23 protein-coding genes are annotated in these 26872 nt (G+C 75.8%); 9 read left to right on the top strand and 14 right to left on the bottom strand.

Annotated elements, in window-relative coordinates:
* The first annotated feature begins 84 nt into the window (after positions 1-84).
* The 4 genes from ACVCAH_RS08080 (at position 85) to ACVCAH_RS08065 (ending at position 7917) form a co-directional block, all read left to right on the top strand.
* Positions 85-3294 carry an FtsX-like permease family protein gene (locus ACVCAH_RS08080; RefSeq protein ID WP_447135420.1) on the top strand — a complete coding sequence of 1070 codons (3210 nt, stop codon included), beginning with the start codon at positions 85-87 and terminating at the stop codon, positions 3292-3294.
* 43 nt (positions 3295-3337) lie between these two features.
* Entirely contained in the window at positions 3338-6109 is a 2772-nt protein-coding gene (locus ACVCAH_RS08075) for an FtsX-like permease family protein (protein WP_447135419.1), read from the top strand.
* Between the two features lies 1 nt (position 6110).
* Complete coding sequence (locus ACVCAH_RS08070) at positions 6111-7106, top strand: ABC transporter ATP-binding protein (protein WP_447135418.1); 996 nt, start codon at positions 6111-6113, stop codon at positions 7104-7106.
* 76 nt (positions 7107-7182) lie between these two features.
* Complete coding sequence (locus ACVCAH_RS08065; RefSeq protein ID WP_447135417.1) at positions 7183-7917, top strand: ABC transporter ATP-binding protein; 735 nt, start codon at positions 7183-7185, stop codon at positions 7915-7917.
* Positions 7918-7991: 74 nt separating this feature from the next.
* Here the strand turns inward: ACVCAH_RS08065 and ACVCAH_RS08060 are convergent, their stop codons facing one another.
* Entirely contained in the window at positions 7992-8528 is a 537-nt protein-coding gene (locus ACVCAH_RS08060; RefSeq protein ID WP_447135416.1) for a hypothetical protein, read from the bottom strand.
* Positions 8529-8667: 139 nt separating this feature from the next.
* Positions 8668-9120 (bottom strand): N-acetyltransferase family protein, encoded by a 453-nt coding sequence (locus ACVCAH_RS08055; RefSeq protein ID WP_447135415.1) that lies wholly within the window; start codon positions 9118-9120, stop codon positions 8668-8670.
* A gap of 74 nt (positions 9121-9194) precedes the next feature.
* Here ACVCAH_RS08055 and ACVCAH_RS08050 point away from each other — a divergent pair, with 74 nt between their 5' ends.
* Positions 9195-9707: an ion channel gene (locus tag ACVCAH_RS08050; protein ID WP_447135414.1), complete on the top strand. Its 513-nt coding sequence runs from the start codon at positions 9195-9197 to the stop codon at positions 9705-9707.
* On the opposite strand, the gene ACVCAH_RS08045 is transcribed toward ACVCAH_RS08050, so the two are convergent.
* Together ACVCAH_RS08045 and ACVCAH_RS08040 are read right to left on the bottom strand one after the other, a co-directional pair.
* Complete coding sequence (locus tag ACVCAH_RS08045) at positions 9634-11196, bottom strand: alpha/beta hydrolase (RefSeq protein ID WP_447135605.1); 1563 nt, start codon at positions 11194-11196, stop codon at positions 9634-9636. The two genes, ACVCAH_RS08050 and ACVCAH_RS08045, sit on opposite strands and share 74 nt — an antisense overlap.
* 54 nt (positions 11197-11250) lie before the next feature.
* Positions 11251-12363 (bottom strand): ATP-dependent DNA ligase, encoded by a 1113-nt coding sequence (locus ACVCAH_RS08040; RefSeq protein WP_447135413.1) that lies wholly within the window; start codon positions 12361-12363, stop codon positions 11251-11253.
* A 136-nt stretch (positions 12364-12499) separates the two neighbouring features.
* Between ACVCAH_RS08040 and ACVCAH_RS08035 the strand changes: the two genes are divergently transcribed.
* The 3 genes from ACVCAH_RS08035 (at position 12500) to ACVCAH_RS08025 (ending at position 13836) form a co-directional block, all read left to right on the top strand.
* Entirely contained in the window at positions 12500-12712 is a 213-nt protein-coding gene (locus ACVCAH_RS08035) for a hypothetical protein (protein WP_447135412.1), read from the top strand.
* Between the two features lie 132 nt (positions 12713-12844).
* The gene (locus ACVCAH_RS08030) at positions 12845-13267 is read left to right on the top strand and encodes an SRPBCC family protein (RefSeq protein ID WP_447135411.1); all 423 of its coding nucleotides are present in this window, start codon (positions 12845-12847) and stop codon (positions 13265-13267) included.
* 65 nt (positions 13268-13332) lie between these two features.
* Positions 13333-13836 (top strand): DUF1990 family protein, encoded by a 504-nt coding sequence (locus tag ACVCAH_RS08025; RefSeq protein WP_447135410.1) that lies wholly within the window; start codon positions 13333-13335, stop codon positions 13834-13836.
* A 54-nt stretch (positions 13837-13890) separates the two neighbouring features.
* Here the strand turns inward: ACVCAH_RS08025 and ACVCAH_RS08020 are convergent, their stop codons facing one another.
* The 10 genes from ACVCAH_RS08020 to ACVCAH_RS07975 form a co-directional block, all read right to left on the bottom strand.
* Positions 13891-14808, bottom strand: coding sequence for a DNA-3-methyladenine glycosylase family protein (locus ACVCAH_RS08020; RefSeq protein WP_447135409.1), 918 nt, complete (start codon positions 14806-14808; stop codon positions 13891-13893).
* Positions 14809-15070: 262 nt separating this feature from the next.
* Positions 15071-15721: a COG4315 family predicted lipoprotein gene (locus ACVCAH_RS08015; RefSeq protein ID WP_447135408.1), complete on the bottom strand. Its 651-nt coding sequence runs from the start codon at positions 15719-15721 to the stop codon at positions 15071-15073.
* Between the two features lie 209 nt (positions 15722-15930).
* Positions 15931-16716 (bottom strand): anti-sigma factor family protein, encoded by a 786-nt coding sequence (locus ACVCAH_RS08010; protein ID WP_447135407.1) that lies wholly within the window; start codon positions 16714-16716, stop codon positions 15931-15933.
* Entirely contained in the window at positions 16713-17405 is a 693-nt protein-coding gene (locus ACVCAH_RS08005) for a sigma-70 family RNA polymerase sigma factor (protein WP_447135406.1), read from the bottom strand. The genes ACVCAH_RS08010 and ACVCAH_RS08005 overlap by 4 nt, the downstream gene beginning before the upstream one ends.
* 83 nt (positions 17406-17488) lie before the next feature.
* The gene (locus ACVCAH_RS08000) at positions 17489-18346 is read right to left on the bottom strand and encodes a spermidine synthase (protein ID WP_447135405.1); all 858 of its coding nucleotides are present in this window, start codon (positions 18344-18346) and stop codon (positions 17489-17491) included.
* 66 nt (positions 18347-18412) lie between these two features.
* Positions 18413-19378: a hypothetical protein gene (locus tag ACVCAH_RS07995; protein ID WP_447135404.1), complete on the bottom strand. Its 966-nt coding sequence runs from the start codon at positions 19376-19378 to the stop codon at positions 18413-18415.
* Between the two features lie 64 nt (positions 19379-19442).
* A complete protein-coding gene (locus ACVCAH_RS07990; protein ID WP_447135403.1) occupies positions 19443-21917 on the bottom strand; it encodes an AAA family ATPase in 2475 nt (824 codons plus the stop codon).
* Entirely contained in the window at positions 21917-23065 is a 1149-nt protein-coding gene (locus ACVCAH_RS07985) for an exonuclease SbcCD subunit D (RefSeq protein ID WP_447135402.1), read from the bottom strand. The genes ACVCAH_RS07990 and ACVCAH_RS07985 overlap by 1 nt, the downstream gene beginning before the upstream one ends.
* 12 nt (positions 23066-23077) lie before the next feature.
* Entirely contained in the window at positions 23078-24829 is a 1752-nt protein-coding gene (locus ACVCAH_RS07980) for an ATP-binding protein (protein ID WP_447135401.1), read from the bottom strand.
* A gap of 497 nt (positions 24830-25326) precedes the next feature.
* A complete protein-coding gene (locus tag ACVCAH_RS07975; RefSeq protein ID WP_447135400.1) occupies positions 25327-26073 on the bottom strand; it encodes a pyrimidine reductase family protein in 747 nt (248 codons plus the stop codon).
* A 150-nt stretch (positions 26074-26223) separates the two neighbouring features.
* On the opposite strand from ACVCAH_RS07975, the gene ACVCAH_RS07970 reads away from it, so the two are divergent.
* The gene (locus tag ACVCAH_RS07970) at positions 26224-26769 is read left to right on the top strand and encodes a plasmid pRiA4b ORF-3 family protein (protein WP_447135399.1); all 546 of its coding nucleotides are present in this window, start codon (positions 26224-26226) and stop codon (positions 26767-26769) included.
* Positions 26770-26872: the final 103 nt, after the last annotated feature.

Here is a 26872-nt window from a genome sequence, read left to right as displayed (position 1 = left end):
ATCAAGTAACGGGCGCGAACCTTTCCCTACCCGTCACCGCTTTAGCTGTTCATCGGCCCGACGGGGGCCAGGGGAGGGCGTCGGATGAAGCTGGTGTGGAGGCGGGCCCGGGCGGCACGGGGCTTGCTGGCCGCCGCCGTGGTGGCGGCACTGGTCGCGGTCGCGTTGGTCACCGGGCTCTCCGACTACAGCCGTCGGGCGGTCGAGGCCGGGCAGCGCGCACTGCTCGCCAGCGCGCCCGTCGAGGAACGCAGCCTGCTGGTGACCGGTTCCGCCGGCAAGGACATGGCCGAGTTCGCCACCCGGGACCGGGCGATCCGCGACGGCTTCGCCCACGGACTCGGCGGCGCCCCGGTCGCGGTCACCGGCGCCCGTTACGGCACCGGCCGGGAACTCACCGGCGACCTGGGGCCGGTGGTGCGGACGGACGACGATCCGATCTTCGCCAACCTCGCCACCCTGGACGACCTGCCCGCGCACGCGGACCTCATCAGCGGCGCCTGGCCGGCCGCGGGCGCGGTGCCGGCGCAGGTGACGCTCCCCGAGAAGGTCGCCGCTGCCCTGGGGCTAACCCCGGGCGCCCGGGTGCCGCTGCGCGACCGCGCCAGCGAGCGGTCCAGCGAGGTGGTGCTCGCCGGCACCTGGCGACCGCGCGACGCGACCGACCCGTACTGGCAGCTGGCCCCCGGAGTCGGGGCCGGCAGCGTCGCCGACTCGGGCACCTCGTACGGGCCGTTCGTGCTGGACCGGGCCGACTTCGAGGCGATGTTCCCGGGTTCGGTCTCCGCCTCCTGGGTGGTCGAGCCGGACCTCGTCGCGGCCGGCGCCAGCGGCCTGGCCGAGGTGCGCCGGGCGATGGCCGAGGCGGTGGCCGAGGTGCCGGAGGCGGCCGGTCTGGGATCCTCTGCCCGCACCGTCACCTCCATGGAGCGGCTGATCGACCGGATCACCCGGGCCGACCTGGTGGGGCGTTCGTCGCTGGCCACCCCGCTGCTGCTGATCATCGTCCTCGGCGGGTACGCGCTGGTGCTGGTCGCCGCGCTGCTGCACGAGGACCGGCGGGGCCAGACCGCGCTGCTGCGCGCCCGCGGCGCGGCCCGCCGGCAGCTGGCCGGCCTCGCCGCCCGCGAGGCGACCCTGGTCGTCCTCCCCGCCGCCGCGCTCGGGCCGCTGCTGGCCGGCGAGGCGCTGCGGCTGGTGGGGGCCGGCGGACCGGTCGAGCTGAGCGCCACCGTTGGTGGCGGCACGCTGGTCTGGGCGGCGGCGTCCGCCACGGCCGCCGGGTGCCTGGTCGCCATGGTCGCGCCGACGCTGCGCGGCTCCGGGACGTACGTGGCCGACATGGCGGCCCTGTCCCGGCCCACCCGCGCCGCCGCCGTGCAACGGGCCAGCCTCGACCTGGTGCTGGTCGCGCTCGCCGTGCTGGCCTGGGTGCAGCTGCGCCAGTACTCCTCGCCGCTGGCCGGGGCCGCCGGCCGGCTCGGGATCGACCCGCTGCTGGTCGCCGCGCCGACGCTCGGCGTGCTGGCCGGCGCGGTGGTGGCGTTGCGGCTGCTCCCGCCGGCCACCCGGTTCGCCGAGCGGTTTATCGACCGCAAGCTGTGGACGGCGACCATGCTCGGCATGTGGCAGGCCGGCCGGCGCCCGCACGCCGGACCGGTGCTGCTGCTCGCCCTCGCCGTCGGCGGCAGCACCCTCGCCTGGTCGCTGGTCGCCACCGGCGAACGGTCCCACCTCGACCAGGCCGACCACACGGTCGGCGCCGACCTGAGAGTTGTCGAACGAGCCGGCGGGGTACCGGCTGAGCGCGTGGGGCAGCGCGCCGGAGAGTTCGCCGCCCTGGCCGGCGTCGACCGGACGCTGCCGGCCTGGCGGGACGAGGTGCGCCTCGGCCGGGATGACCTGCCGGTGACCGTGGTGGCCGTGGACGCCGCCGCCGCGGCCGACGTGGTGCGGTTCGACGAGCGGCTCGCCGACGTTCCGCTGCCGGCGCTGTACGACCGGCTGGTCAGCAGGCGCGCCGCCCCGGCCGGGGTCGAGCTGCCCGCCGGCACCCGCTCGCTCACCGGCACCGTCCGCACCCCCGTCCAGGACGCGCTACGCCCGCACCAGATCGCCGTGTCGGTCCTGCTGACCCAGCCTGACGGGTTGGCCTTCCGGCTGCCGGTGGCCACCGCCGACAGCGACGGCCGGGCCGTCCCGTTCACCGTCAAGCTGCCCGAGACCGGCGGCGCCGGGCTGCGGCTGGCCGGCTTCGAGGTCGACGGCGGCGACGCGGCGGGCCGGTCGTACCGGCTGGCGGTCGGCGACCTGAAGCTGGTCGGGGCCGACGGCACGGCGCGCCCGGCGGAGCTCGGCGGCACGTGGGTGGCGACCAGCGGCCTGCCGAAGGACCGCATCACCGTGCCGGTGACCCCGAGTGGGCTCACCGCTGACCACGCGGTCGACTTCCTCGCGGGTGGCCGGTTCGCGTTCCAGCCGCCGTCCCGGTTCGTGGTCGTGCCGGCCGGCGACAACCCGCCGGTGCCGGCGCTGATGACCCCCGCCGTCCGGGACGCGCTGAGTCTGCGCGAAGGGGACACCTACACCCTCTCGCTCTCCGGCGTCTCCGTGCCGGTCACCCTGGTCGGCGAGGTGGACGCGCTGCCGTCCGCCGCCGGGGCCGGGGTGCTGCTGGACCTGCCCGCCGCGATGGACTGGCTGGTCCGGGCGCAGGGCGTGGTGCGGCCGGTGCCGGAATGGTGGGTGAGCACCGACGCCGGTGGGCACGACGCGGCGGCCCGGGCCGCCACCGAACTGGCCGGCGCCACCGTCCTCGACCGGCGCGACGTCGCCGGGGAGGCCGCGCGGGACCCGTACTGGCAGGGGGCCCGGACCGGGCTGCTCGCCGCCGCGCTGGGCTCCGTGCTGCTCGCGCTGGTCGGGCTGGTGGTGGACGTCTGGGCCACCGCGCGACACCGGCTGACCGAGTTCGCCGTGCTGCACACCCTCGGTGCCAGCCCGCGGCTGCTGGCCCGGGCGCTGCTGGCCGAGCAGACCTTCCTGGCCGGGATCGGCGTCGGCGTCGGCCTGCTGCTCGGCGCGGCGGTCGGTGCGTCCATGGCTCCGCTGGTCATCCTCACGCCGGCCGCCGGCCGGCCGGTGCCCGAGGCGGCGTTCGCGCTGCCCTGGGCGCCGATCGGGGCGACCGCGGTCGGCCTCCTGCTGGCGGCGCTGGCCTTCAGCGTGTTCATCGCCCTCGGCATCCGGCAGCGGGTGGCGGCGGCGCAGTTGCGGATCGGGGGAGACCGGTGACCGGGTGCAGCGGAGCGACGACCAGCAGCGGGGAGGCGGCGAAATGAGGATCGGCGCGGTCATCCGCCGGATCCGGGCGTACGGCGGGCAGTTCCTGCTGCTCGCGACGCTGACGCTGGTCGCCACGATGCTGATCAGCGGGGTGCCGCGGGTGGTGAACTGGTACGCGGACCATGGCGCGCGGACGTTCCTAGCCGGCCAACCGGCCGAGCGGCGGGACCTGACGTACTCGACCGAGCCGTGCTCCCCGTACGCCAGCGCCTGCCCGCCGCCGGTCTACAGCGCGGGCAACGGCACGTCGCTGATGGCCACGTACCAGGCTGGTCTGGAGAGGCTGCAAGCCGGTATGCCGCCGGACGTGCGGCAAAGGGTCGAGCAGCGGTGGTTCACCGCGGAGACCGATCCGGGACGGGTCCGCGGCCGGGACCTGGCGGCGAAGAACCTCCTGGTGGACCTCGGTCTGCGGAGCATGCCGGGGATCGCGGAGTCGGCCACGCTGACCGAGGGTCGCTGGCCGCAGGCGGCGCCGGCGGGCCAGCCGGTGCAGGTGGCGCTGGCCGCGGAGGTCGCCCGCAAGCTGAACCTGCGGGTCGGCAGCACGCTCACCCTCACCACCACACCCCAGGGTGCGGGCGGCAGGCCCTACACGATCGAGGCGGCGGAGAATCCCCCCGATCCCGTTCCGATCTCCGTCGTGGGCCTGTTCGAGCCGCGCGAGCGCGCGGACGGCATCTGGTACGGCCTGCCGCAGATCCTGCAAGTGATCGAGCCGCCGGGAGACGGCATGCCGTTCGTCGCCCTCGGCGTCGTCGACGGCGCCACGCTGGACCGCCTCTCGGAGGAGGGCTGGGGCCTGCGGTTCAGTTGGCGCTACCGGCTGGGCATCGACGGAATCGACGCTCGCGCGCTGGACGGGCTCCTCGACAGCATTCAACAGATGAGCCGGCAGGCGCAGAGCCAGACCTTCGTCCAGGGCCTGGACATCCCGCTGCGGGAGTTCATGTTCGGGATGGACGCCGCCCGGACCGTCCTCGCGGTGATCGCGGCCGGCGTCATGGCGACCCTGGCCGGGCTGGTCCTGCTGGCCACCGGGTTGACCGTCCGCCGCCGACGGGCCGAGTTCACCCTGATCCGCGCCCGGGGCGGCGCGGCCGGCGCCGGCGCCCGCCGCAGCCTCGCCGAGTCACTCCTGGTGGTGCCGCCCGCCGCCGCGCTCGGCTGGCTGCTCGGCAACCTGGCGCCCGGGGCGTCCGGAGACACCGCGCTGATCGCCGTCGTGGCGGCCGTCCTGTTCACGCTGGCGCTGCCGGCGGCGACGCTGGCCGCGCCGACGGGTGTCGCCGGGCGGCGCGACCTGATCCGGCTGCGGCCCTCCGCGCGTCGGATGACGCTGGAGGTCGGCCTGCTGGTGCTCGCCGTCCTCGCGGTGGTGCTGCTGCGCCGCCGTGGCCTGACCCTCGGCGAGGTCGATCCGCTGCTCGTCTCGGTTCCGGTGCTGCTCGCCGTCGCCGCTTCCGTGCTGGCGGTGCGCCTCTACCCGTGGCCGCTGCGCCTGGTCAGCCGGCTCGCGGCCCGCACCCGGGGCAGCGTCGCGTTCCTGGGCACCGCCCGGGCCGGCCGGTCGGTGGCGGCCACCCCGCTGATCGTGGTGGTGCTGGCCATCGCCACCGCGGCGTTCTGCGCGGTGGTGGCCGGCGGCATCGAGGCCAGCCGGGACCGGGCCGCCAGCCGGACCGTGCCGGGGGACGCGCTGATCCGCGGCGACCGGCTCGCCCCGGACACCGGCGCCGAACTGGAACGGCTGCCCGGGGTGCGGGCGGCCGCACCGGTGCTCGACGAACCGGCACAGCGGCCGGCGTCCGACGCGGCCGGCACCGAGGCCCGGATGGCCGCGGTGAGCGTGCTGCTGGTCGACGGGCCGGGGCTGGCCCGGGTCACCGGGTCGGCCGGCGTCGACGTCACGGTGCCCGCGGCGCTGCTCGGCCCGGCCGGACAGCAGGGCCCGCTGCCCGCCGTGGTCTCCCCGGCGGTCGCCGCCGACCTGGCCGAGGCCGGGCTGGCGGGCTCCGCCTTCGTCACCGTGCAGGGCCAGCGGTACGAGTTCCGGGTCGCCGACCGGGCGGAGAGCTTCCCGCTGCTCCGGCCGGGCAACAGCCGGTTCGTCGTCCTGCCGTGGCAGGCGCTGCCCCGGCGCGCCTACGACCCGGTGCCGACCGGTTTTCTGGTGGCCGGTGACGGTCTGGACGCCGAGGCGCTGCGCCGGGCCGGCGACGAGGGGCAGACCCGCTACCAGACCGGCGGCGCGGTCACCGGCCGCGAGTGGCCGCGCGGCGTCGAGGTGTCCACCTGGGCGGACACCCGTCGCCAGTTGGGCGACGGCGGGGCGAACGGGGTGCTCGTCTTCGGGTTCGTGGCCGGGGCGGTCGGCGGCACGGTGCTGGGCCTGCTCGCCATCGCGTTCTGCGTGCTGGCCGGCGCCCGGGCCCGCGGGCAGGTGCTGTCCCGGCTGCGGACCCTCGGCCTGTCCCGCCGGCAGTGGCGGGGCCTGCTGCTGGTCGAGTTGGCCCCGCTGGTGGGCGTGTCGGTGCTCACCGGTGCGCTCGTCGGAGCGTTGCTGCCGCTGCTGCTCACCCCGGTGCTCGGCCTTTCGGCCTTCACCAGCGGCGCCCCCGTCCGGGTCGCGTTCGAGCCCGGCCTGGTCGCCGGCGTCGTCGCGCTCGGGGCTGTCGCCCTCGGCTTCGCGGTCGCCGTCGAGGCCCTGAACAACCGCCGGCTGCGCCTCGGTGAGGTGCTCCGGCTCGGAGAGGAGAGCTGAGATGACCGCTACCCAGACGCCCGTCGTGCCGGACCTGGCCGCCCTGCAGTCGCGGGCCGCGGAGCGGGCGGCCGAGCGGGCCGGCGGCCGGGACCGGTTGCGCGGGCACATCGTCTGCGACGGGCTGGTCCGCATCTTCAAGACCGAGGGGGTGGAGGTGGTCGCCCTGCAGGGGCTCGACCTGGTGATCGACCGGGGCGAGCTGGTGGCCATCGTGGGCGCGTCCGGCTCCGGCAAGTCCACCCTGCTGAACATCCTCTCCGGGCTGGACACGCCGACCGCCGGCATCGCCCGGGTGGCGGACTACGACCTGCTTAACCTGTCCGCCCGCCGCCGCCTGAGCTACCGCCGGGAGATGGTCGGGTTCGTCTGGCAGCAGACCGGCCGCAACCTGCTGCCGTACCTGACCGCGCTGGAGAACGTCGAGCTGCCGATGCAGCTGGCGGGGCGGCGGGGTGGCCGCCGCGCGCGGCGACAGCGGGCCCGGGAGCTGCTCGACATGGTGGGTGTCGGCTACTGCGCCGACCGCCGGCCTGGCCAGCTCAGCGGTGGCGAGCAGCAGCGCTGCGCGGTGGCGGTGGCGGTGGCCAACGACCCCGAGGTGCTCTTCGCCGACGAGCCCACCGGCGAGCTGGACGAGGCGACCGGCGCCGAGGTCTTCGCCGCGCTGCGGACCATCAACGCCGAGCTGGGCGTGACCATCGTGGTGGTCACCCACGACCACGCCGTCGCCGAGCAGGTCCGCCGGACCGTCGCGATCCGCGACGGCCGGACCGCCTCGGAGGTACGCCGGACCGCGCGGGTCGGCGCCGACGGCAACACGGAACTGGTCGCCGAGGAGTACGCGGTGCTCGACCGGTCCGGCCGGATGCAGCTGCCGGCGCCCTTCGTCGACGCGCTGTCGCTGCGCGACCGGGTCCGCCTCAACCTGGAGCCGGACCACGTGGAGGTACGCCCGGGCGACCGCGCCCGGGACGAGCGGGAGGCGGGGGCATGAGCGAGCGGAGCGAGCGAATCATCAGGCTCAGCGCGATGGTGTCTCATGGCGGCACGCAGCGGAGCGGAGTGCCGGCATGAGCGAGCGGGAGTTCGTGGTGGAGGGTCGGACGGCTGGCGGGAGCGCCGTGGTGACCGACGAGGTGGTCCGGGTGGAGGGGCTGAGTCGGACCTTCGGCCGCGGCGAGCACGCCGTGCACGCAGTCCGGGACGTCTCGTTCCGGGCCGGACGCGGCGAGCTGGTGGCCGTCCGGGGGCGTTCCGGCGCGGGCAAGACCACCCTGCTGAACCTGGTCGGCGGGCTGGACCGGCCGAGCGCCGGCCGGGTGGTGGTGGCCGGGCACGAGGTGACCAGCGCCGGTGAGCGGGAGCTGCTGGAGCTGCGGCGGGGCACCGTCGGCTTCGTCTTCCAGACCTTCGGGCTGGTGCCGATCCTCTCCGCCGCGGAGAACGTCGGGGTGCCGCTGCGGCTGGCCCGGATGCCGGCGGCGGAGCGGGAGGAGCGGGTGGCGGTGCTGCTAGAGCTGGTCGGACTCGGCGGGCACGCGGCGCAGCGGCCGTACGAGCTCTCCGGCGGGCAGCAGCAGCGGGTGGCGGTGGCCCGTGCCCTGGCCAACGAGCCGGATCTGCTGATCGCCGACGAGCCCACCGGCCAGCTCGACTCGGAGACCGGCCGGTCGATCATGGACCTGCTGCGTGCGGTGGTGCACGCCCGGGGGATGACCGCCCTGGTCGCCACGCACGACCCCGCGCTGATCGACCTGGCCGACCGCGTCCTGACCCTGCGCGACGGCCACCTGGTCGACGACTGAGCCGCGGCGGGTTCGCACCGGTCCACGGTGCGAACCCGCCGGCCGGGCAGGGTGACCGGTTCCGGGCGCCGCGCTCAGTTCCGGCAGCGGCGCCGGTGGTAGGCCGCGGTGAGCGCGAGCAGCAGCGGCCCCCAGAGCAGCAGCGGCGCGTAGCAGGCCACCAGCAGCGCGAACCCGCCCGGGGTGAAGCCCAGGTCGTTGCCGCCCAAGAGCAGGCCGGCCGCGGCGTACCCCCAGATCAGGATGAGCGCGACGCCGCCCGCGGTGGCCGCGGTCTCGGCGAACGGCGGCGGCACCCGCCGGCCGCCGACCAGCGGCAGCCAGCGGGGGAGGACCTCGCCCCACGGCCGGACCAGGCCGATCGCGAGCAGCGCAAGCGCCTCGGAGACCAGGCTCAGCGACACGATGTAGACGGCCAGCCACCCCCGGATCGGCTCGTCGAGGCCGACCGTGCCGAGCGGGACGCCGGCCACCAGCGCGATGCGCCACAGCCCCGACGGGAGGGTGAGCAGCGGGATCAGGTGGGCGGTCCGCACCGCCCACCGCGGTGCGGGTCGCCCGTCCCGGGGACGACCCGACGGGGCGGGGGCGACGGCGGTTGCGGTGCTCATGACGGACTCCGTTCCTCGGCGGCGGCTCCAGCCTCACCGGCCGAGGACGGCGGCACGCCCCGCCGGCGGGGGAACCGTCTCCCCGACGCGGGGGAGCGCCCCTCTCCTTGAAGTCGCGTGGATCTTGATGGGCGCGGGATCAGAGCGGGAGCTTCATGCCCTCGTGGCTGGCGACGAAGCCGAGGCCCAGGTAGAAGCGGTGCGCGTCGTGGCGGGTCTTGTCCGTGGTGAGCTGCACCAGCGCGCAGCCCCGCTGCTTCGCCTGGTCGATGGCCCAGGTCATCATCGTCCGGCCGAGCCCCTGCCCGCGCCGGTCCGAGCGGACCCGCACCGACTCGATCAGCTGCCGCTCGGCGCCGTGCCGGCCCAGCCCCGGAATGTAGGTGAGCTGCATGCAGCCGAGCAGTTCCCCGCCGGCGTCGGCCACGATCAGCTGGTTGCGGGGGTCGGCGGTGATGTCGGCGAACGCCTTCTCGTAGGCCGCGTCCACCGCGGCGTGGTCGCGCGCCTCGCCGAGCACGTCGTCGGCGAGCAGGGCGACGATCGCGGGCAGATCGGCCCGGACCGCTTCACGGAAGATCACGTCGCTCATGCCGGCCAGCCTGGCACAGCGACGCGGGCCGATGTGCGGGCGCTGGTTGCCGGCACCGGGCAGCATGATGCGGCATGGACGTCCTGCTGCTGCCGTTCCGGTGGATCTATCGGGGACTGGTCTGGTTCGCCAACTCACCCCGGACGCTGATCACCTCGTACCTCCTGATGATCGTGGTGGCCGGCGTGATCTACGGCCAGGTGGAGAAGCGCACCGCCGCGGACGCCGTCTGGTGGGCGGTGGTGACCGCCTCCACCGTCGGGTACGGCGACATCTCGCCCACCACCTGGGCCGGCCGCACCCTCGCCGCGCTGCTCATCTCCACCATGGTCCTGCTGGTCATCCCGCTGATCACCGCGCACTTCGCCAGCCGGCTCATCGTCGACGACGACGCCTTCGAGCACGACGAGCAGGAGCAGCTCAAGGCGGACGTCCGCCGGATGCGGGCGCTGCTGGAGGAGATCGCCACCCGGCACGGTATCGACCTGCCGGACCTGCCGCCGGAGCGGCCGGTCAGCGGGCCGGGCAGCGCAGCCCCGCCCTGGGAACGGTCAGGTCGATCAGATAGGCGTCGACGGCGTCGGTGATGCAGGAGGTCTGCGGATAGGCGGTGTGCCCCTCGCCCTCCCAGGTCAGCACCCGGCCCACGCCGAGCATCGCGGCGAGCGCGCCGGTCTGCTCGTACGGCGTCGCCGGGTCGCCGGTGGTGCCCACCACCACGACCGGCGGCGCGCCGTCGGCCCGGCCCGTCGGGTACGGGTCGCGGCCCCCCGGCCACTCGGTGCAGGAGAGCATCCCGACGGCGAGCGCCGGACCGAACAGCGGATACTTCTCCCGCCACTGCGACTGCAACTGGCGGATCCGCTCCCGGCTCGGCTTCTCCTCCTCGTCGGCGCAGTTCACCGCCAGGTTGGCGTCGAAGAGGTTCGAGTAGTGCCCGTCCTCCTCCCGGCCGGCGTACGCGTCGGCGAGGCGGAACACCTGCTCCGGGTCGCCGCCCTCCAGCCGCTCGACGGCCCGGGCCAGTTCCTGCCACCCGGCCTCGGTGTAGAGCGAGGAGATGACCGCGTAGAAGACCCAGCCCGGGGTGGCCTCCCGGCCGTCGTCGCCGCGTACCGGGGAGACCCGGGCCTTGTCGATCGCGGAGGTGACCGCGGCCCGGGCGTCCGGGGCGATCGGGCAGCGGCCGGCGTTGGCGGCGCACCACCGGGCGAAGTTGTCGAAGGCCCGCTCGAAGCCCTTGGCCTGGCTCTCCGAGCCGGCGATCAGGCCCATCTTCGGGTCGACCGCGCCGTCCAGCACGAGGGCGCGCACCCGCTGCGGGTAGAGCTGCGCGTACGTGGCGCCGAGCAGGGTGCCGTAGGAGTAGCCGAGGTAGGTGAGCTTGTCGTCGCCGACGGCGGCGCGCACCGCGTCCATGTCCCGCGCGGCCTGCTCGGTGCCGTAGAGCGGAAGCTGGTCGCCGTAGCGTTCGCCGCAGCCGCGCCCGATCCGCTGGCTGAGCGCGACGAAGCCGTCGAACGCCGGCTGGCTCTCCGGATCCGGGTCGTAGCCGAAGCTGGCGTCCAGGTCGGCGTCGGAGATGCACTTCACCGGGCTGGACCGGGACACCCCGCGCGGGTCGAAGCCGACGATGTCGAACCGGTCGGTCACCGAGGCCGGCAGCCCGCCGAACGCCGGGCCGAAGGAGAGGTAGACGGCGGTGTCCACGCCGGAACCGCCCGGCCCGCCGGGGTTGATCACCAGCGAGCCGATCCGGTCGCGCTGCTTGCTGGAACGGGCCCGCAGCAGCGCGATCTCGAAGGTCTCGCCCGCGCCCGGCCCGGCGGTGGCCCCGGCGCCGGTGCCCCAGTTGCGCGGCACCTGGATCCGGGCGCACTCGTAGCGCATGTCGGGTGCGCCCCGGCCGACCAGGTCCTCGGCCACCTCCGGGCAGGCCCGCCAGGTCGGTGCGGCGCCCGGCGCGGCGGCCTCGCCGTCGGTCTCCGTCCGCGGCGCGAGCGCCGGGAGGGTGCAGCCGGCGGCGATCAGCGCGGCGCCGGCCAGCCCGGCCAGGGTGAGCCGGAGCCGGCGGATCCGGTCGGAAGTGCGGGTCACGAGCGGGCCTCCGTGGTCGGGTCGACGGCCAGGCTACGCCGACCCCGGGGCGGACCCGACGGTCGCCGTCGGATCACCACGGAGCACCTGGTCCACGTCGAACCGGACCGGGCGGTCGAGCTGGTCGTAGCCGCAGGAGCGGGGGTCGCGGTCGGGCCGCCAGCGGGCGAACTGGGCGGTGTGCCGGAACCGGTCGCCCTCCATCGCGTCGTAGCCCACCTCGACCACCAGCTCGGGGCGCAGCGGCTCCCACTCCAGGTTCTTGGTGCCGGTCCACCGGCTCACCCCGCCCGGGATGCGCTGACCCCGCTCGTGGTCGCCGTGCACCCAGGGGTGCTCGGCGCCGGCGTCCCGGTAGGGCGCCAGCTCGTCCAGCAGCTCGGCCCGGCGGGCCATGGTGAACGACGCGCACACCCCGACGTGGTGCAGCACGCCGGCCTCGTCGTAGAGGCCGAGCAGCAGCGAGCCGACCACCGGACCGGACTTGTGCCAGCGGAAGCCGGCCACCACCACGTCGGCCGTACGGGAGTGCTTGACCTTGAACATCAGCCGCTTGCCCGGCTCGTACGGCAGGTCGGCCGGCTTGACGATCAGCCCGTCCAGCCCGGCGCCCTCGAAGACGTCGAACCAGCGGTGCGCGGTCTCCGGGTCGGTGGTGATCTGGGTGACGTGCACCGGCGGGCGCACCCCGGCCAGCGCCGCCTCCAGCCGGGCCCGGCGCTGCGGGTAGGGCTGGTCGAGCAGCGTCTCGTCGTCGATCGCCAGCAGGTCGAACGCGACGAAGTCGGCCGGCGTGGTCTCGGCCAGCAGCTTCACCCGGGACGCGGCCGGGTGGATGCGCTGGGCCAGCAGCTCGAAGTCGAGCCGGGCCTGGCCGCCCGGGCCGTCGCGACGGATCACGATCAGCTCGCCGTCGACCGCGCACCGCTCGGGCAGCTGCCGCCGGGCCTGCTCGACCACCTCCGGGAAGTAGCGGGTCATCATCTTGCCGCCCCGGCTGGCCAGCTCGACCTCGTCGCCGTCGCGGAAGATGATGCACCGGAAGCCGTCCCACTTCGGCTCGTAGGTCGTGCCGGGTGCGGTGGGGATCTTCGGGACGCTCTTGGCCAGCATCGGCTCGACCGGCGGATTGATCGGCAGCTCCACGGCGACCAGTCAACCAGACGGCACCGACAACAGTGAGGCGGATCACCGCCGGTCCGTGGGCCGCGTGTCCGCCGCCGTCCCGCTTCCGCCCCGCCGGCCGAATCAGATAACCGCAGCTCAGAGCTAACTTCGCGGGGTGTCCGAGTGGGTTTGCGGGTGTTGTGGGCGGTGGCGGGTCACCGTCGAGTTGATCCGGGGCCGGTACCGCTACCGGCTGGTGCACCGCTATCCCGAGCAGTTCGGCGGCGGCAAGAACGTGCTGGGCGAGGTCGGCTCGGTGGCCGAGCTGGCGGAGCTGCTGCGCCGGCGTACCCCGCTCGACCTGGCCGACCTGCGCGAGGCCGCCTGAGCCCGCCGGTGCTGGCCGGGCGGTCGGGCCGCGACGGCCCGGCCGGCGGATGACACGGTCACGATCTCCGGGCACCGTCGACGGAGGGTGGCGCGGCACGGTCGCCGCGCCCGCGACGACGGGGAGGCGCGGATGCGGTTCACGGCCGGTACGGAGGTGGCCGCCGAGGCCGGGCTGGTCTGGGCGGTGCTCGTGGACGTCGAGCGGTGGCCGGAGTGGACGGCCTCGGTGCGTCGGGCCCGGCGGTTGGAGCCGGGGCCCCTCGCGGTGGGCGCGACCGTCCGGCTGGAGCAGCCGAAGCTGCGTCCGGCGGTGTGGCGGGTCACCGAGCTGACCGAGGGCCTCTCGTTCACCTGGGTCTCCACCGCACCCGGCGTGCGCAGCCGGGCCGAGCACCGGCTGGTGCCGCTGCCCGGCGGCCGGACCGGGCTGGAGCTGACCGTCCAGCAGTCCGGGCCGCTGGCCTGGCCGGTCGGCTGGCTCTACGGCGACCTGACCCGGCGCTACCTGCGGCTGGAGGCCGACGGGCTGCGGCGTCGCTGCGAGCGCGACTGACCCCGCCGGGCCGGGCCCGTCCCGCCCGTACGCTGGGCGTGATCCGTCGAGCCTGGAGGTGCGCCGTGCCGGCACTGACCTACCCGCATGTCGGCGCCACCCGCGACGGCGACCTGCCGCCCGGCTGGCGGCACGTGCGGCACCGGGTCCGCCTGCCGGACGGCTGCTTCGCCACCGCCGGCGCGGCCGTGCTCGGCTGGCGACTGCACCGGGCCGCCGGGATCCGGATGGACACCGCCGCCGCCCGGGCCGAGCCCGGGGTGCGGGTCGTCTCCCGCCTGGGCGTCGGCCCGCTGCGGCTGGCCGCGCCGTGCCAGGTGGTCTGGGCGGTCGACGACGGGCACCGGGCCGGTTTCGGGTACGGCACGCTGCCCGGGCACCCGGCGCGGGGCGAGGAGGCGTTCGTGGTCAGCCGCGACCCGGCCGGCCGGGTCTGGTTCGAGGTGGTGGCGTTCAGCCGCCCGGGCCGGTGGGTCATGCGCGCGGCCGGTCCGGCCGGCCGACTCTTCCAGCACGGGTACGCCTGGTGGCTGGGCCGCACCCTGCGCCGGCTCTGCGCCCGCGGCTGACGGCGCCCGGCCGCCCGGTCCCGCTGCGCCCGCCCGCCGACGGCCGGGCCGGGGTCAGAACCGGGCGAAGGAGCGGATCGGGGCGCGGGGGCCGAACTTCGGCGCCTGGACGCCGGCGGCCTCCAGCAGCACGCAGACCCGGCCCCGGTGGCCGCGGAACGGCTCCAGCAGGGCCAGCATCCGGGCGTCGTCGGCGCGCGGCTCGCCCGCGAGCGCCCAGGCCACCGTGTTCGGGATGTGGTAGTCCCCGACGCTGACCGCGTCCGGGTCGCCGTACGCCACCCGGACCACCTCGGCGGCGGTCCACGGGCCGATGCCGGCGATCGCGGTCAGCCGGCGGGTGGCCTCGGCGGCGTCCGCGCACCGCTGCAGCCGGTCGGCGGCGGCCGCCGCCCGGCGCAGCGTCTCGGCCCGGCGCTGCTCCACCCCGAACGGGTGGAACACCCAGTACGGCGTGGCCGCCACGGCGGCCGGTTCCGGCGGCAGCAGCAGCTGGACCGGCCCCGGCGCGGTCTCGGCGAAGTGCCGCACCGTCGCCGCGTACGCCCGGTAGGCCTCCTTGCCGGTCACCTTCTGCTCGAAGACCGCCCGCAGCAGCCGGGGGAAGACCAGGCCGGTGGCCGGCATCCGCAGCCCCCGGTGCTGCGCCGCCAGTCGGGCCACCACGGGGTGGTTCCCGGCGAGCGCGGCGAAGCCGGTGAGCTCGTCGCGCAGCCCGGCCACCGCGTCCGCGCGGTCCACCACCCAGTCGGCGCCCGGGCCGTACCCCTCGGCGACCAGTTCGCCGGCGGCCGGGCGCAGGGCCAGGGTGGCCGGTCCGGCCGGGGTGCGGGTGGCCCACCAGAAGGCGCCGCCCGCGATCCGGGCGCAGGGATCGTACGGGCTGAAGGTCAGCGCCCGCACCGACGCGGCCAGCCGGTAGTCGGCCGGTGGGCGCAGCTCCCGGCGCGCGGTGGGTTCGGTCACCGGCACATGCTGTCACGGACGGCCCGGGTGACACACGACACCGCCGACGCGCGAGGCGCCGGCGGTGTCTCCCGGGGCGGACCGGCCGGGTCACGGCCGTGGGTGCGGGTTGGGGGACCTCGGTGGTCGGCGCCTGCTGGCGTCGGCGCGCCACCGACCCTCGTCCGCTCCGGGGTACCGGGGCCGGCGGGCCGGTGCCGCCGATCCGACCACGACGGTGACCGGCCGCGCCCTCCCCGGCGGCGACCGGCCACCGGGCCCGGGTCGGTCAGTACGAGTAGCCGGAGTCGCCGCTCTCCGCGCCCTGGTCGTCCGAGGGCGGGGCCACCGGCTTGGGGGTGCCGGTCGGCAGGCAGGTGAGGTTCTTCTTGCCGTTCGGCGCCACCACGAACCAGGTGCCGCCGACGCCCTGGCCCTTCCACTGGCCGGGCTTCTTGTCGCCGATGTAGCGGTAGAGCGGCCAGCCGTCCAGGGTGATCTGCCGGGTGCCGTCCTGCCGGGTGACGGTGCCGACCTTGTCGTCGGAGACGCCGTTGAGCTGCGGGTTGCCGTCGGTGAGCGCCGGCGGCCAGACCTCGGCGCACTTGTCGACGCAGTTGGACGCCGCCGGGTCGTTGGTGTCCTTGTCGAAGCGGTACAGGATCCAGCCGTCCTGGTCGGTGACCACGCTGCCCATCCGGGCGACCTTCTTGCCGATGAGCCGGTCGGTGAGTTCGACGTCGGCGGGGGGCGGCGCGTCGGCCACCGGGGCCTCCGCGGATGCCGACGCCTCCGGTTCAGCCGTCGCGGTGGGCTCGGCCGCGGCGACGGCGACCGGCTCGGCCGCGCTCGAGTTCGCCCCGTCGTAACCCGCGGGAGCGCAGGCCGTAAGTGCGACCATCGCGCTCGCGACGATGACGGTCCGCTTCATCTGTGCCACGTGCCCTCCTCATGCTTGGCAGTTCACCGGGTAATACGGCACGAGGGCTGTCAAGGTTGAAATCGGATCCGTGGCCAATTTCACAAGGAATCGTTGAACCGGCGGCGTCTCGCATACGTGTGCCGACATGGACGACGGTCATTGCGAAGACGGAATGACCGATCGGCACCGGCCATTGTCGCTGGCCGGCGCCGATCGGTGTCGACGAGTCAGGCCGGTACGGTCACCAGCGGGCTCGCCACCCCGTTCGCGTCCACGGACTGCACCTGGAACTGCTTGATGTCGTCGATCGGCGTGGACGTGGCCGCCGACAGGGTCAGCACTTGGGTGTTGGTGTTCGTGCCGTACCCGCCGCCCGGCACCGACCAGGTGGAGATCACCTCGGTGGTGGCGTTCTTCCGCACCACCACCAGCCGGCAGACCCGCGGCCCGGGCAACCGGGAGAGGCTGAAGTTGACCCGGGTGCCGAACTCCTTCGACACCACGAAGAACGTCGCCTTCACGCCGGTGCTGGCATCCACCACGTCGTGCCGGTCGCCCTCCTCCTCGTTGCCGCCGAGGCCCGGGTCGTCCGGGCCGGCGGAGCGCGTCCCGGCCGGCGGGGTGAGCGGGGCGCTGGTGCTCGGCCCGGCGATCACGTCCGGTGGAGCGTCGTCCCGCTCGACGACGGTGGCGAAGCCGATCCCGGTGAGGCCGCCCAGCACCACCACGGCGGCGGCGGTGGCGAGCAGTTGCCGGAACCGGGTGCGCCGCCGGTCGGCGCGGACCGCGACCAGGGTGCGGTCCAGCAGGGCGGGGTCGGTCTGCGTCTGCTCCAGCGCGGTCATCGTCTCGCCGTCGATGCCGGAGAGCAGGCCGACCACCGGCACCATCGTCTCCAGCTCCGCGGCGCACGCCCAGCAGGTGGCGAGGTGCTCCTCGAACCGTTCGGTGTCCTGCTCGTCCAGGACGCCCAGCGCGTACGCCGCGACGTCCATGTGGTCCGCCCGGCTCATTCCGTCACCCCCCGTTCCTGCAGAGCCGTGCGCAGCGCGCGCAGCGCGTAGTAGACCCGCGACTTGGCGGTGCCCAGCGGAAGCCCCAGCTCCTCCGCCGCCTCGGGCACCGTCCGGCCGCGGAAGTACGTGGCCACCAGGATCTCCCGGTGCGACTGGCTCAGCGTACGCAGCGCGTCCGCCACCGTCATCGTGCGCAGCACCCGGTCGGTGCTGTCCGCCTCGGCGAACGCGGTCAGGTCCCGGTCGTACGTCTCGGCCGGCCGGGCCTGCTCGCTGCGGTGCTCGTCGATGGCGATCCGGCGGGCCACGGTGACCAGCCAGGGCCGCAGCGAGCCCTGCCCCTGCGCCCCCAGCCGGTGCGCGTTGCGCCAGGCGCGCAGCAGGGTCTCCTGCACGATGTCCTCGGCCCGCTGCCGGTCCCCGCCGGTCAGCCGCATGACGAACATCAGCAGCGGCCCGGCGTGCTCGGCGTAGAGCAGCCGGATCAACTGGTCGGAGTGAGCGGCCTCGGACGACCCCGCCTGGTGGCGTCCCGGCGCCGGTCGCGGCGTCACCGGACCATTCTGGCGAGGCGCCGGGCGGGCGTCGACCCCGCGTGCGGACCGGGTCTGACGCGACTGGGACCGCGCCGACATCCAGTCCGCCCGCACCGAGTCGCCGTGCCAGCCGACCGCCACCGCATGCATGCAGACCTCCGGGTGTCCGATGACATCGGCCCTCCCCCCACGGGCATGGCCGCCCGGTGGTACGCAGCGCCGGAGCGAACGGATCAACGGCGGACGGAAAAAATCCCGGGCGGTGGCGGCGTCGAGGCGGTGGCGCCGGCGTCCCGCACCACCGGGGCGCCGCCGACGAAGCGGTCCAGTTCCGGGCCGGCCAGCACCCGGCCGGGAAACCAGTCCCCGGCGGCCCGCCGGGTCAGCTCCGGCACCGGCGGTTCGGTGCGGCCGGCCACCAGCACCAGGTTGCCGTAGCGCCGCCCGCGCAGCACGGCCGCGTCGCCGACCAGGCAGGCCCGGGGCAGCGCCGAGCGGACCGTGGCCAGTTGACCGCGGGCGTACCGCAGCGGCGGGCCGTCGGCGACGTTGGCCAGGTACCAGCCTTCCGGGGCGAGTACCCGGGCCACCTCCGCGGCGTACTCGACCGAGGTCAGGTGGGCCGGCGTCCGCGCGCCGGCGAAGACGTCGGCGACCACCACCTCGTAGCTGGCGTCCCGGGTGGTGGCGAGCACCGCCCGGGCGTCGGCCACCCGCACCCGCAGCCGCGGATCGGCGCGCCAGGGCAGCACCCGGCGGACCAGGTCCACCAGCGCGCCGTCCACCTCGGCCACCCGTTGGGGGGAGCCCGGGCGGGTGGCGCTGACGTACCGGGGCAGGGTCAGCGCGCCGCCGCCCAGGTGCAGCACCCGCAGCGGGACGCCGGGCGGCGCGACCAGGTCGATCGCCGCGGCCAGCCGGCGGACGTACTCGAACTCCAGGTGGGTGGGGTCGGCCAGGTCGACGTGCGACTGCGGCGCGCCGTCCAGCAGCAGGGTCCAGGAGCCCGCCCGGTCCGGGTCCGGCACCAGTTCGGCGAGCCCGGTGTCCACCTGCTCGACCACCCGGTCCCCGGCCCGCTTCCGCCCCATGCCGCCCAGTATCCCGGCGCGCCGCCGCCGGCCGCCCCGAACCCCGCCCCCGGCGGGGGCGCGGGGTCAGCGGCGAGGAGCGGTGGGGCGGGCGGCGGCGGTCAGCGCCCGGTGCAGCAGCCGGGCGTCGCCGAGCAGCGCCCGCAGCCGGCGTTCCAGCCCGGCGATCGGGATGAGGTTCTGCGGGGCCCGCGGGTCCTTGTACGGCGTGGAGGCGAACCGGGGCAGGGTGACCAGCGACAGGTCGGCCAGCTCGACCGCCTCGTCGATGGTCAGGTCGGCCGAGCACTCCATCCGGACGATGCCCGCCCAGGGCGCCCCGGCGGCCACCGGCAACCGCAGGTACCACGACCAGCCGCCCCAGGCGGTGCCGAGCCGGAAGACCGGGGAGCGCTGGCCGGCCGCCAGCCCGGTGACCACCGCGGTGAGCCGGGCGTCGAGGTACTGGCTGTGCTGGGTCTTGATGTAGCCGAGGGTGCGCGGCAGCTGCCGCCGGTTGCGCAGCGGGCCGTCCACCACGAGCAGGTCGCCGTCGACCCGCGCGGCACCGGAGACCTCCACCTCCAGCGCGGTCAGCGGGCCCTGCACGGCCGCAGGCAGCTTGGCCAGCTCGCCCGTGCCGCTGACCCGGTGCACCGGGTAGCGGACCTGCCCGGCCACCACGTCCTCCGCCGAGGGGCTCGCGGTGAACAGGCCCCGGCCGACCCGGGCGCCGGCCAGCTGGGCCGCGCCCCGTTGCAGGTCGCAGCGGACCACGCCGGCCGCGTACGAGGCGGCCAGGCCGGGGAAGGAGCCGCCGTCGGACTCCGCCGTCCAGACGCTGGCGTCGATCCGGCGTACCCCGTCGACCAGCAGCACCACGTCCGGCGCGCGCACGCCGGGGCGGACGTCGATGGCCCGCCAGTCCACCGCGGGCAGTTCGGCGTCCGGGTCGACCTGGGCGCTGCTCGGCGCGGCCGGTCCGCCCGCCGACGCCTCGAACGACGCGCCGTACGCGGGATCCCACGCGTCGACGAAGAACCGGGCGCTCACCGGGCCCGCCCCTGCGGCGCGCCGCCGCGCTGCGCCGGCCCCCGGTAGCCGAACGCGCGGCCGGTCACCGGCCGGTCCGTTCGACGCGCGCCGAGCGGGCGTCCTTGCGTACCTCGAACCGGACCGGGATGCGCTCGGCCAGCGCCGGCACGTGGGTGACCACGCCGACCATCCGGTCACCCCGGGCGGCCAGGCTCTCCAGGGTGGCGGCCACCGTGTCCAGGGTGGCCGCGTCGAGCGTGCCGAAGCCCTCGTCCAGCACGATCGACTCCAGGCTCGCCGCGGTGGTGGACATCCCGGCCAGCTGCTCGGAGAGCGCCAGCGCGAGCGCCAGCGAGGCCTGGAACGTCTCGCCGCCGGAGAGGGTGCGCACGCCCCGGCGCAGCCCGGCGTCGTGGTGGTCGACGACGAAGAACTCGCCCTTGTCGTGCACCAGGTCGTACTGGCCGCCGGAGAGGTCGCGCAGGATCCCGGAGGCGCCGTCGACCAGCAGGTCCAGCGCCTCGGCCAGCAGCCACCGCTCGAAGTTGTTCGCCCGCAGGTGCCCGGCCAGGGCCCGGGCCACCTGCGCCTCGCGCTCGTGCCCGGCGCGCTGCTCGCGCAGCCCCGCCGCCTGCTCGCGCCGGTGCAGCAGCTGGCGCCGGTCGGCCTCGGCCCGCTCCACGGCCACCGCCGCGGCGCGTACCGGGTCGTCGGGGGCCGGCAGCCCGGCCGCGGTGAAGAGGCCGGCGATCCGCTCCGCCACCGTGCCGGCCAGCGTCTCGGCCTCGGCGACCGCCGCCGCCCGGCCGGCCCGCTCGCTGCGCCGCCGGTCCGCCTCCCCGGCGGCCCAGCCGGCCAGCGCGGCCCAGGCCGCCGCGACATCCTCGCGGTCGGCCGCCGGCGGGCCGAACCGGGCCAGCGTGTCCCGGGTGCCGTCGAAGCCGCGCCACGCCGCCCGCAACCGCTCCTCGGCGGCGTCCACCGCGGCCCGGGCCCGCCGTGCGGCGTCCCGGCCGGCCCGCACCGCCGTGGCGGCCTCGTCCAGAGCCCGCCGGAGCCGGGCGTGCTCGGCCAGCCCCTCGCGTAGCGCCTCGGCCGTGGCGGCCCCGGCGAGTTGCCCGTCCAGCTCGGCCAGCCGGGCGTCCAGCTGGTCCTGCCGGGCCCGGGCCTGCACCAGCACCCGCTCCAGGTCGCGCGCGGCCGTGTCGCGCTCCTGCACCAGCCGCCCGGCCGCCTCGCTCGCCGCCCGGGCGGCCTTGCCGGCCTCGACCGCGCGGGCCACCGCCGAACCGGCGGGCATCGCCGGCACCGTGGACACCACCTGCTCGCAGACCGGGCAGGGCGCGCCCTCGACCAGGTGCGCCCGCAGCGCCACCGCCTGGTCGGTGGCCTTCGCCTCCTCGTGCGCCCGGAACGCCGCCGCCAACTCCTCCTCGGCGCGCTCGGCCGTCGCCCGCGCCTCGGCCAGCGCCCGGACCGCCGCGTCGTGCTCGGCGCCGGCCGCCACCATCGCCGTCCGCACCGCGTCCGCCTCGCCGGCCAGCTTCTCCCGGTCGGCGTACGCCCGCAGCTGCAGCCGCAGCGCGCTCTCGTCACCGGCGGCGGCCAGCTCGCCGCGCAGCTTCTCCTCGCGCTCCTCGGCCAGCGCCACCGCGCTGGTGGCCGCGTCGGCCCCGGCGCGCGCGGCGCTCACCGCCCGGGCCACCTCGGCCACCCCGTCCGGCGCCCGCACCGCGCCGAGCACGGCCAGCTCGGCGTCGAGGGCGGCCAGCGCCGCCTGCGCCTCCCGGGCCGTGGACCGGGCCGCGTCCAGCTCCGGTACGGCGGCAGCCACCGCCCCGGCCAGCTCGCGCAGCCGGTCGACCTGCGTGGTCGCCGCCGCCAGCGCGGCGTCGTCCACGTCGGTCAGCCCGGCGAGCAGCTGGTCGACCGTCTCCAACCGCGCCTCGGCCTGCGCGGCCCGCGCGGTCGCCCGCTTCTGCACCTCCTCGTAGACGCCGAGGCCGAGCAGGTTGACCAGGATCTGCTGGCGGGTGGCCGGCTTGGCGTGCAGGAAGTCGGCGAACTGCCCCTGCGGCAGCACCACGCAGCTGGTGAACTGCTCGTACGGCAGCCCGACCGCCTCCAGCACCGCCACGTCCATCTCGGCCGGGGTGCCGGCGACCACCTCACCGAGATCCTCCGGGCTGAGCCCGGTGTCCAGCTTGGTCACGTCGAAGCCGGTCGGCATCAGTTGCAACCCGGCGTTGGCCGTCTTGACGTTGCCCCGGCCGTCGCGGCGGACCACCCGGGTGGCCACGTAGCGGGCGCCGCCGGACTCGAAGACCAGCCGGACCCGGGCCTCGGTGGCCGACGGCGCGAGGGCGTTGGCCAGACCGCGGGTGCCGCCCCAGCGGGGCACCGTGCCGTAGAGGGCGAAGCAGATCGCGTCCAGCACCGTCGACTTGCCCGAGCCGGTCGGGCCGACCAGCGCGAAGAAGTCGGCGTCGGTGAAGTCGACGGTGGTCTCGTCGCGGAAGACCGTGAAGCCGGCCATGTCCAGCCGCATCGGGCGCATCAGTGATCCACCTCCTCGAGGAGCTCGTCGAAGAGTTCCCGCACCCCGTCGTCGACGTGCCCGCGGCTGCTCAGGTAGTCGGCGAAGAGCTCGCGCGGGGAGCGGCCGGCCCGCTGGGCCACCCGGGTGCCGCTGCCCGGCGCCGGCACCAGCTCCGGGTCGATCCGGATCTCCAGCGCCCGGGGGAGCAGCTCCTGGACCTCCTCGCGCAGCCCGGCGCGCGGCTGCTCCCGGACGTACACCCGCAGCCAGCCCTCCGGTGCGTCGATCTCGGCGAGCTGGGCCAGCGTGCCGCGGACCGTCCGCAGCGGGGTCGCCGCGGCGACCGGCACCTCGCGGATCTGCGCGGCCGTGGTCGCGGTCACCTCGACCAGCGTCACCGCGGGCACGTTCTCCTGCTCGCCGAAGTCCACCGCGAGCGGGCTGCCGCTGTAGCGGATCGGGCACGGCCCCTGCACCCGCTGGGAGCGGTGCAGGTGGCCGAGCGCCACGTAGTGCGCGGTGCCCGGGAAGACCGTCGCCGGCACCGCGTAGCCGAGCACGGTGTGCGCGTCCCGCTCGCCGCCGCCGGTGCTCGCGCCCACCACGGTCAGGTGCGCGGTGACCAGGTGCACCCGGTCGGGCTCGGTGAAGCTCTCGGTGAGCCGGCCCAGCACCCGGCCGAGATGGTCGGCGTACGTCTGGGTGGCCTCGGCCGCGGTCAGCTCGTACATCTCCACCGCGCGGATCGCGTAGCGCTGGGACAGGAACGGCAGCGCGGCCAGCCGCCACCGCTCCCCGCTCGCCGTGGTGCCGTCGATGACGTGCTCGTCGGGATTGTCCCGCACGCCGCCGCGCAGGGTGATGCCGGCGGCCTCGGCCCACGGCCGCAGCGCGTCGAGGGCCTGGCCGTTGTCGTGGTTGCCGCCGATGGCGACCACGTCGGCGCCGGTGCGGCGCAGCGCGGTCAGCGCCCGGGTGACCAGGCGGGTGGCCTCGGGCGTCGGGGCGGCGGTGTCGTAGAGGTCGCCGGCGACGATGACCAGGTCGGGGCGCTCGGCCCGGGCGATCTCGATCACCCCGGCCAGCACCGCCTTGTGCTCGTCGGCCCGGGACTGCCCCTTGAGGACCTTGCCGACGTGCCAGTCCGAGGTGTGCAGGATCTTCACCGTGCCGCCCCTCTAGAACGGGATGTCGTCGTCGGTGCCGCCGCCCGAGCCCACCACCGCGAACGGGTCGGCGGACTGGGTGATCGAGCGGAGCGTCTCGGACGGGGCCCGGCCGGCCTCGGAGACCCGGGTCGCCCAGGCGGGGAAGGGGAACTCCAGGCAGAGCGGCACCGGGATGTCGGGCTGGTTGACGAACATCGTGCCCGGCTTGGCCAGCAGCGCGCGCTGCCGCTGGGCGGGGGGCAGGAAACCGTACTCGGGGCGGGACGCCTCGGCCGGGTCGAGCCGGCCGACCACCCGGATCGCCGAGTTGGTGACGATCCGCCGCTCCACCTCGCTCGCCGTCTGCTGGGCGCCGATCAGGATCACCCCGAGCGAGCGGCCCCGCTCGGCGATGTCGAGCAGCACCTCCTTGATCGGCGAGGAGCCCTCCCGGGGGGCGTACTTGTTGAGCTCGTCGAGCACCACGAAGAGCAGCGGCTTGGCGGTGCCGGCCTTCTCCTTGCGCTCGAACTCGCTCTTGAGCGTCACGCCGACCACGAACCGCTGCGCGCGGTCCGGCAGGTTGTGCAGGTCGACCACGGTGACCTGGGCGCTCTCGGCGGTGTTGATGCTGTGCGGGCGGCGGGTGGCCAGGTCGCCCCGGATCAGCCGGGACAGGTCCTTCTTGCTGCCGATCAGCCGCCGGGCGAACGCGTTGACCGTGCCCAGCCCGACCGCGCTGCCGGCCCAGTCGGTGCGGGTCTCGTCGTCGTTGAGCTGCTCGACGATGTGGTCGACCAGGTCGGCGTAGCTGCCCAGCCGGACGCCGTCGAGGCTCACCCCGCCGTCGGCGGGCTGGGCGTGCCGGGCCAGGTGGGCGGCGACCGAGTGCACCACCATCGTGTACTGCTGGCGTTCGTCGTCGGCGTCGGCGAAGACATACGGCAGCAGCCGGTCGGCGCAGAACTCGCTCAGCGTCCAGTAGAAGCTGTCCACGCCGGTGAGCCGGCTGCTCACGTCGGGGGTGCCGGAGGAGTCGCCGACCCGGGGCGGGGCGTAGACCCGCACGTCGGGGAAGGCGCCGGCGCTCAACCCGAGCCGGGCGTAGCCGGCGCGGGTGGCGTCGTCGAGGCGGGTGTTGGGGTGGTCGAGGAAGAGCAGGTCCTCACCCTTGACGTTGAAGATGAGCGCCTTGGCGTTGACCGCGTCGCCGCCGAGCACCCCGGAGCGGAACACCGAGTAGAGCAGGAAGGTGGCGAAGCTGGTCTTGGTGGCCACCCCGGAGATGCCGGAGATGGAGACGTGCGCGCCGCGGCTGCCGTCGAGGAAGTCGGCGTTGAGGTAGACCGGCACCCCGTCGCGGCCCATGCCCATCGGGATGCGCCGTTCCATCCGGTCGAAGTGCAGCGCCCGCGCCCGCGCGTCACCCTCGGCGCGGTGCACCACCGCCCCCGGCGACGGCGGCACGTAGAGCTCGGGGTCGACCCGGGTGGTGGTGATCTCGGCCGCCTCCTGCACCTGCGCGGGCAGGGTGCCGTCGGCGATGGCGAAGACGTCGGAGTCGAACTGGGCGCCCTCGTGCCGGGCGCGCACCTGGGTCACCACCCCGGCGATGGTCACGGGCTCGCGGTCGGGCAGCTCTCGCCGGGTCACCACCACGTCGTCGAGCTGGAGATAGCTGCCGGGAGAGACCGCCGTCCAGAACTGCAGGGGAGTGGCGTCGGCGGTGCCCAGCACCCGGCCGACCACCTCGCCGGGGCCGTCGAAGCCGTCGTCGGTCATCGCAACTCCGGTCGGCTGGTCATCGGGGTGGGGAGGCACGCCCTGCATCCTGCCCGAGGAGTACGACAGGTCGCCACGCGACGCGGCGGACGCCACGCCGGTCGGTGCGGCGGCCGGCCGCAGCGCGACCGCTCCGGCACGCAGCGTGCCCGCCGCCGCCCGGGGTCGATGTGACGCCGGGAAGCTCGCCGACGCCATCAGGGCAGCGGGTGGCATCGAGCACCGCCACTGTTCAGGGGCTGCGGCGAGGCCCTCGGGCCGGCGGGCTCGCCTCGATCCGCCCGCGAGCCCGTGGCGTCGCCGCTTCTCCCCTGACGGCGGCGCCGGACGGTCGGAGCCACCGGCCGGCCCGGGGTGCGGGCACGGACCGCGGCGGCCGTGCCCGCGCCCACGCCGGCGTCCCGCGCCGGCCGCACCGTTCCCGCGCCGGTCGTTCCCGCCCGACGGCGACCGGCCGGGCAGCCCGTGCCCGCGGGCATACGCCCGCGGAGTGCCGGTCAGTCCCGGGCGTACCGCAGCAGCAGTACCCCGTCGTCGGCGGCGAGCACATGCCGCAGCGGCAGTTGCCGCACCGGGCTCGGGTCGCCGGCGGTGATCCGGCCGGGGCCGGGGCCGGCGAGCAGCGGGGCGACCGTGAGGCACACCTCGTCCACCAGGTCGGCCGCGGTGAGCGCGCCGAACAGCCGCGGTCCGCCCTCGCAGAGGAGTTGGTCGAACCCGCGGTGGTGCAGCTCGGCGAGGCCGGCGGCGAGGTCGACCCGGTCCGTGCCGCAGGGCACCACGTCGGCGACCTCGGTCAGCCCGGGCGGCGCGGTGGCGCCGGCGTGAGTGAGCACCACCGGGCGGACCGGCGCGTCGGCGAACGCGGCCTGCGCCGGGTCGAGGTCCAGCGCGCCGGAGACCACCACCAGCGTCGGGTACTCGGCCAGCCCGTGCGCGCGACGCCAGGCCCGCCGCTCCGGGCTGAGCCGGACCGCCCGGTAGCCCTCGTGCCGCAGCGTGCCGGCGGCCACCACGAGCGCGTCGCAGAGCATCCGCAGCAGCCCGAAGACCCGCTTGTCCGGCTGGCCGGAGAGCCCGGCGGAGTAGCCGTCGACGCTGACCGCGCCGTCGACGCTGGCCACGAAGTTGACCCGCAGGCGCGGGCGGTCACCGCGGGCGTAGAGCGCGATGAGCGCGTCGTCGTCGAGGGGCTGCGGGTGCGCGCCGGGCCAGAGCCGGGAAATCGGGACTCCGACGCTCATTCGCTGGCCGGACCGGTGACCGGAGGGGTGGGTCGGGGGGTACGGTGCTGGCAGTCGCACCAGTTCCGGCCCGGACAGTCGTCGTGCCGCCTCGCCCGGCACGCTCGGCAGATCATGCTGGCAAGCCTAAGCCGAGGAGGATGGGACAGCATGCCGCGTCAGATCTTCCAGCTGAAGATTTCCCTGGCCGGGGTCCGGCCGACGGTCTGGCGCCGGGTGCTCGTCCCCGGTGGCTACACGCTCGACCGGCTGCACCGGGTGGTGCAGCACGGCATGGGCTGGCGCGACTGCCACCTGCACTCCTTCGAGATCGACGGCATCCAGTACGGCGAGCCCGACCCGGACGGCGAGCTGGCGCTCACCGACGAGCTGGACGTCCGCCTCGACGCGGTGGTGGGCAAGGGTAGCCGGTTCCACTACACGTACGACTTCGGGGACTGGTGGGAGCACGACCTGGTGGTGGAGGACGCGGTCACCGCCGACCCGGACGTGCGCTATCCGTCCTGCCTGGACGGCGCGCGGGCCTGCCCGCCGGAGGACATCGGCGGGCCGGTCGGCTACCACACCCTGCTGGCCGCGCTGGCCGAGCCGCGCCATCCCGAGCACCGGTCGATGCGCGAGTGGGTGGCCGACGGCTTCGACCCGGCCGCCTTCGATCCCGGCCGGGCCGACACCCTGCTGCGCCGCTTCTGCTGAACGACGGCACCCGCCGGTCGCCGGCCGCTGTCCGCCGCGCGCGGCGACGGCGTACGACGGTGGCGCGGTAACGATCTGGGAACGCTCCCAGTGGCCTATTGAC

It is taken from the genome of Micromonospora sp. LZ34 (assembly GCF_052981855.1).
This window is presented reverse-complemented; position numbering and strand designations above follow the sequence as displayed.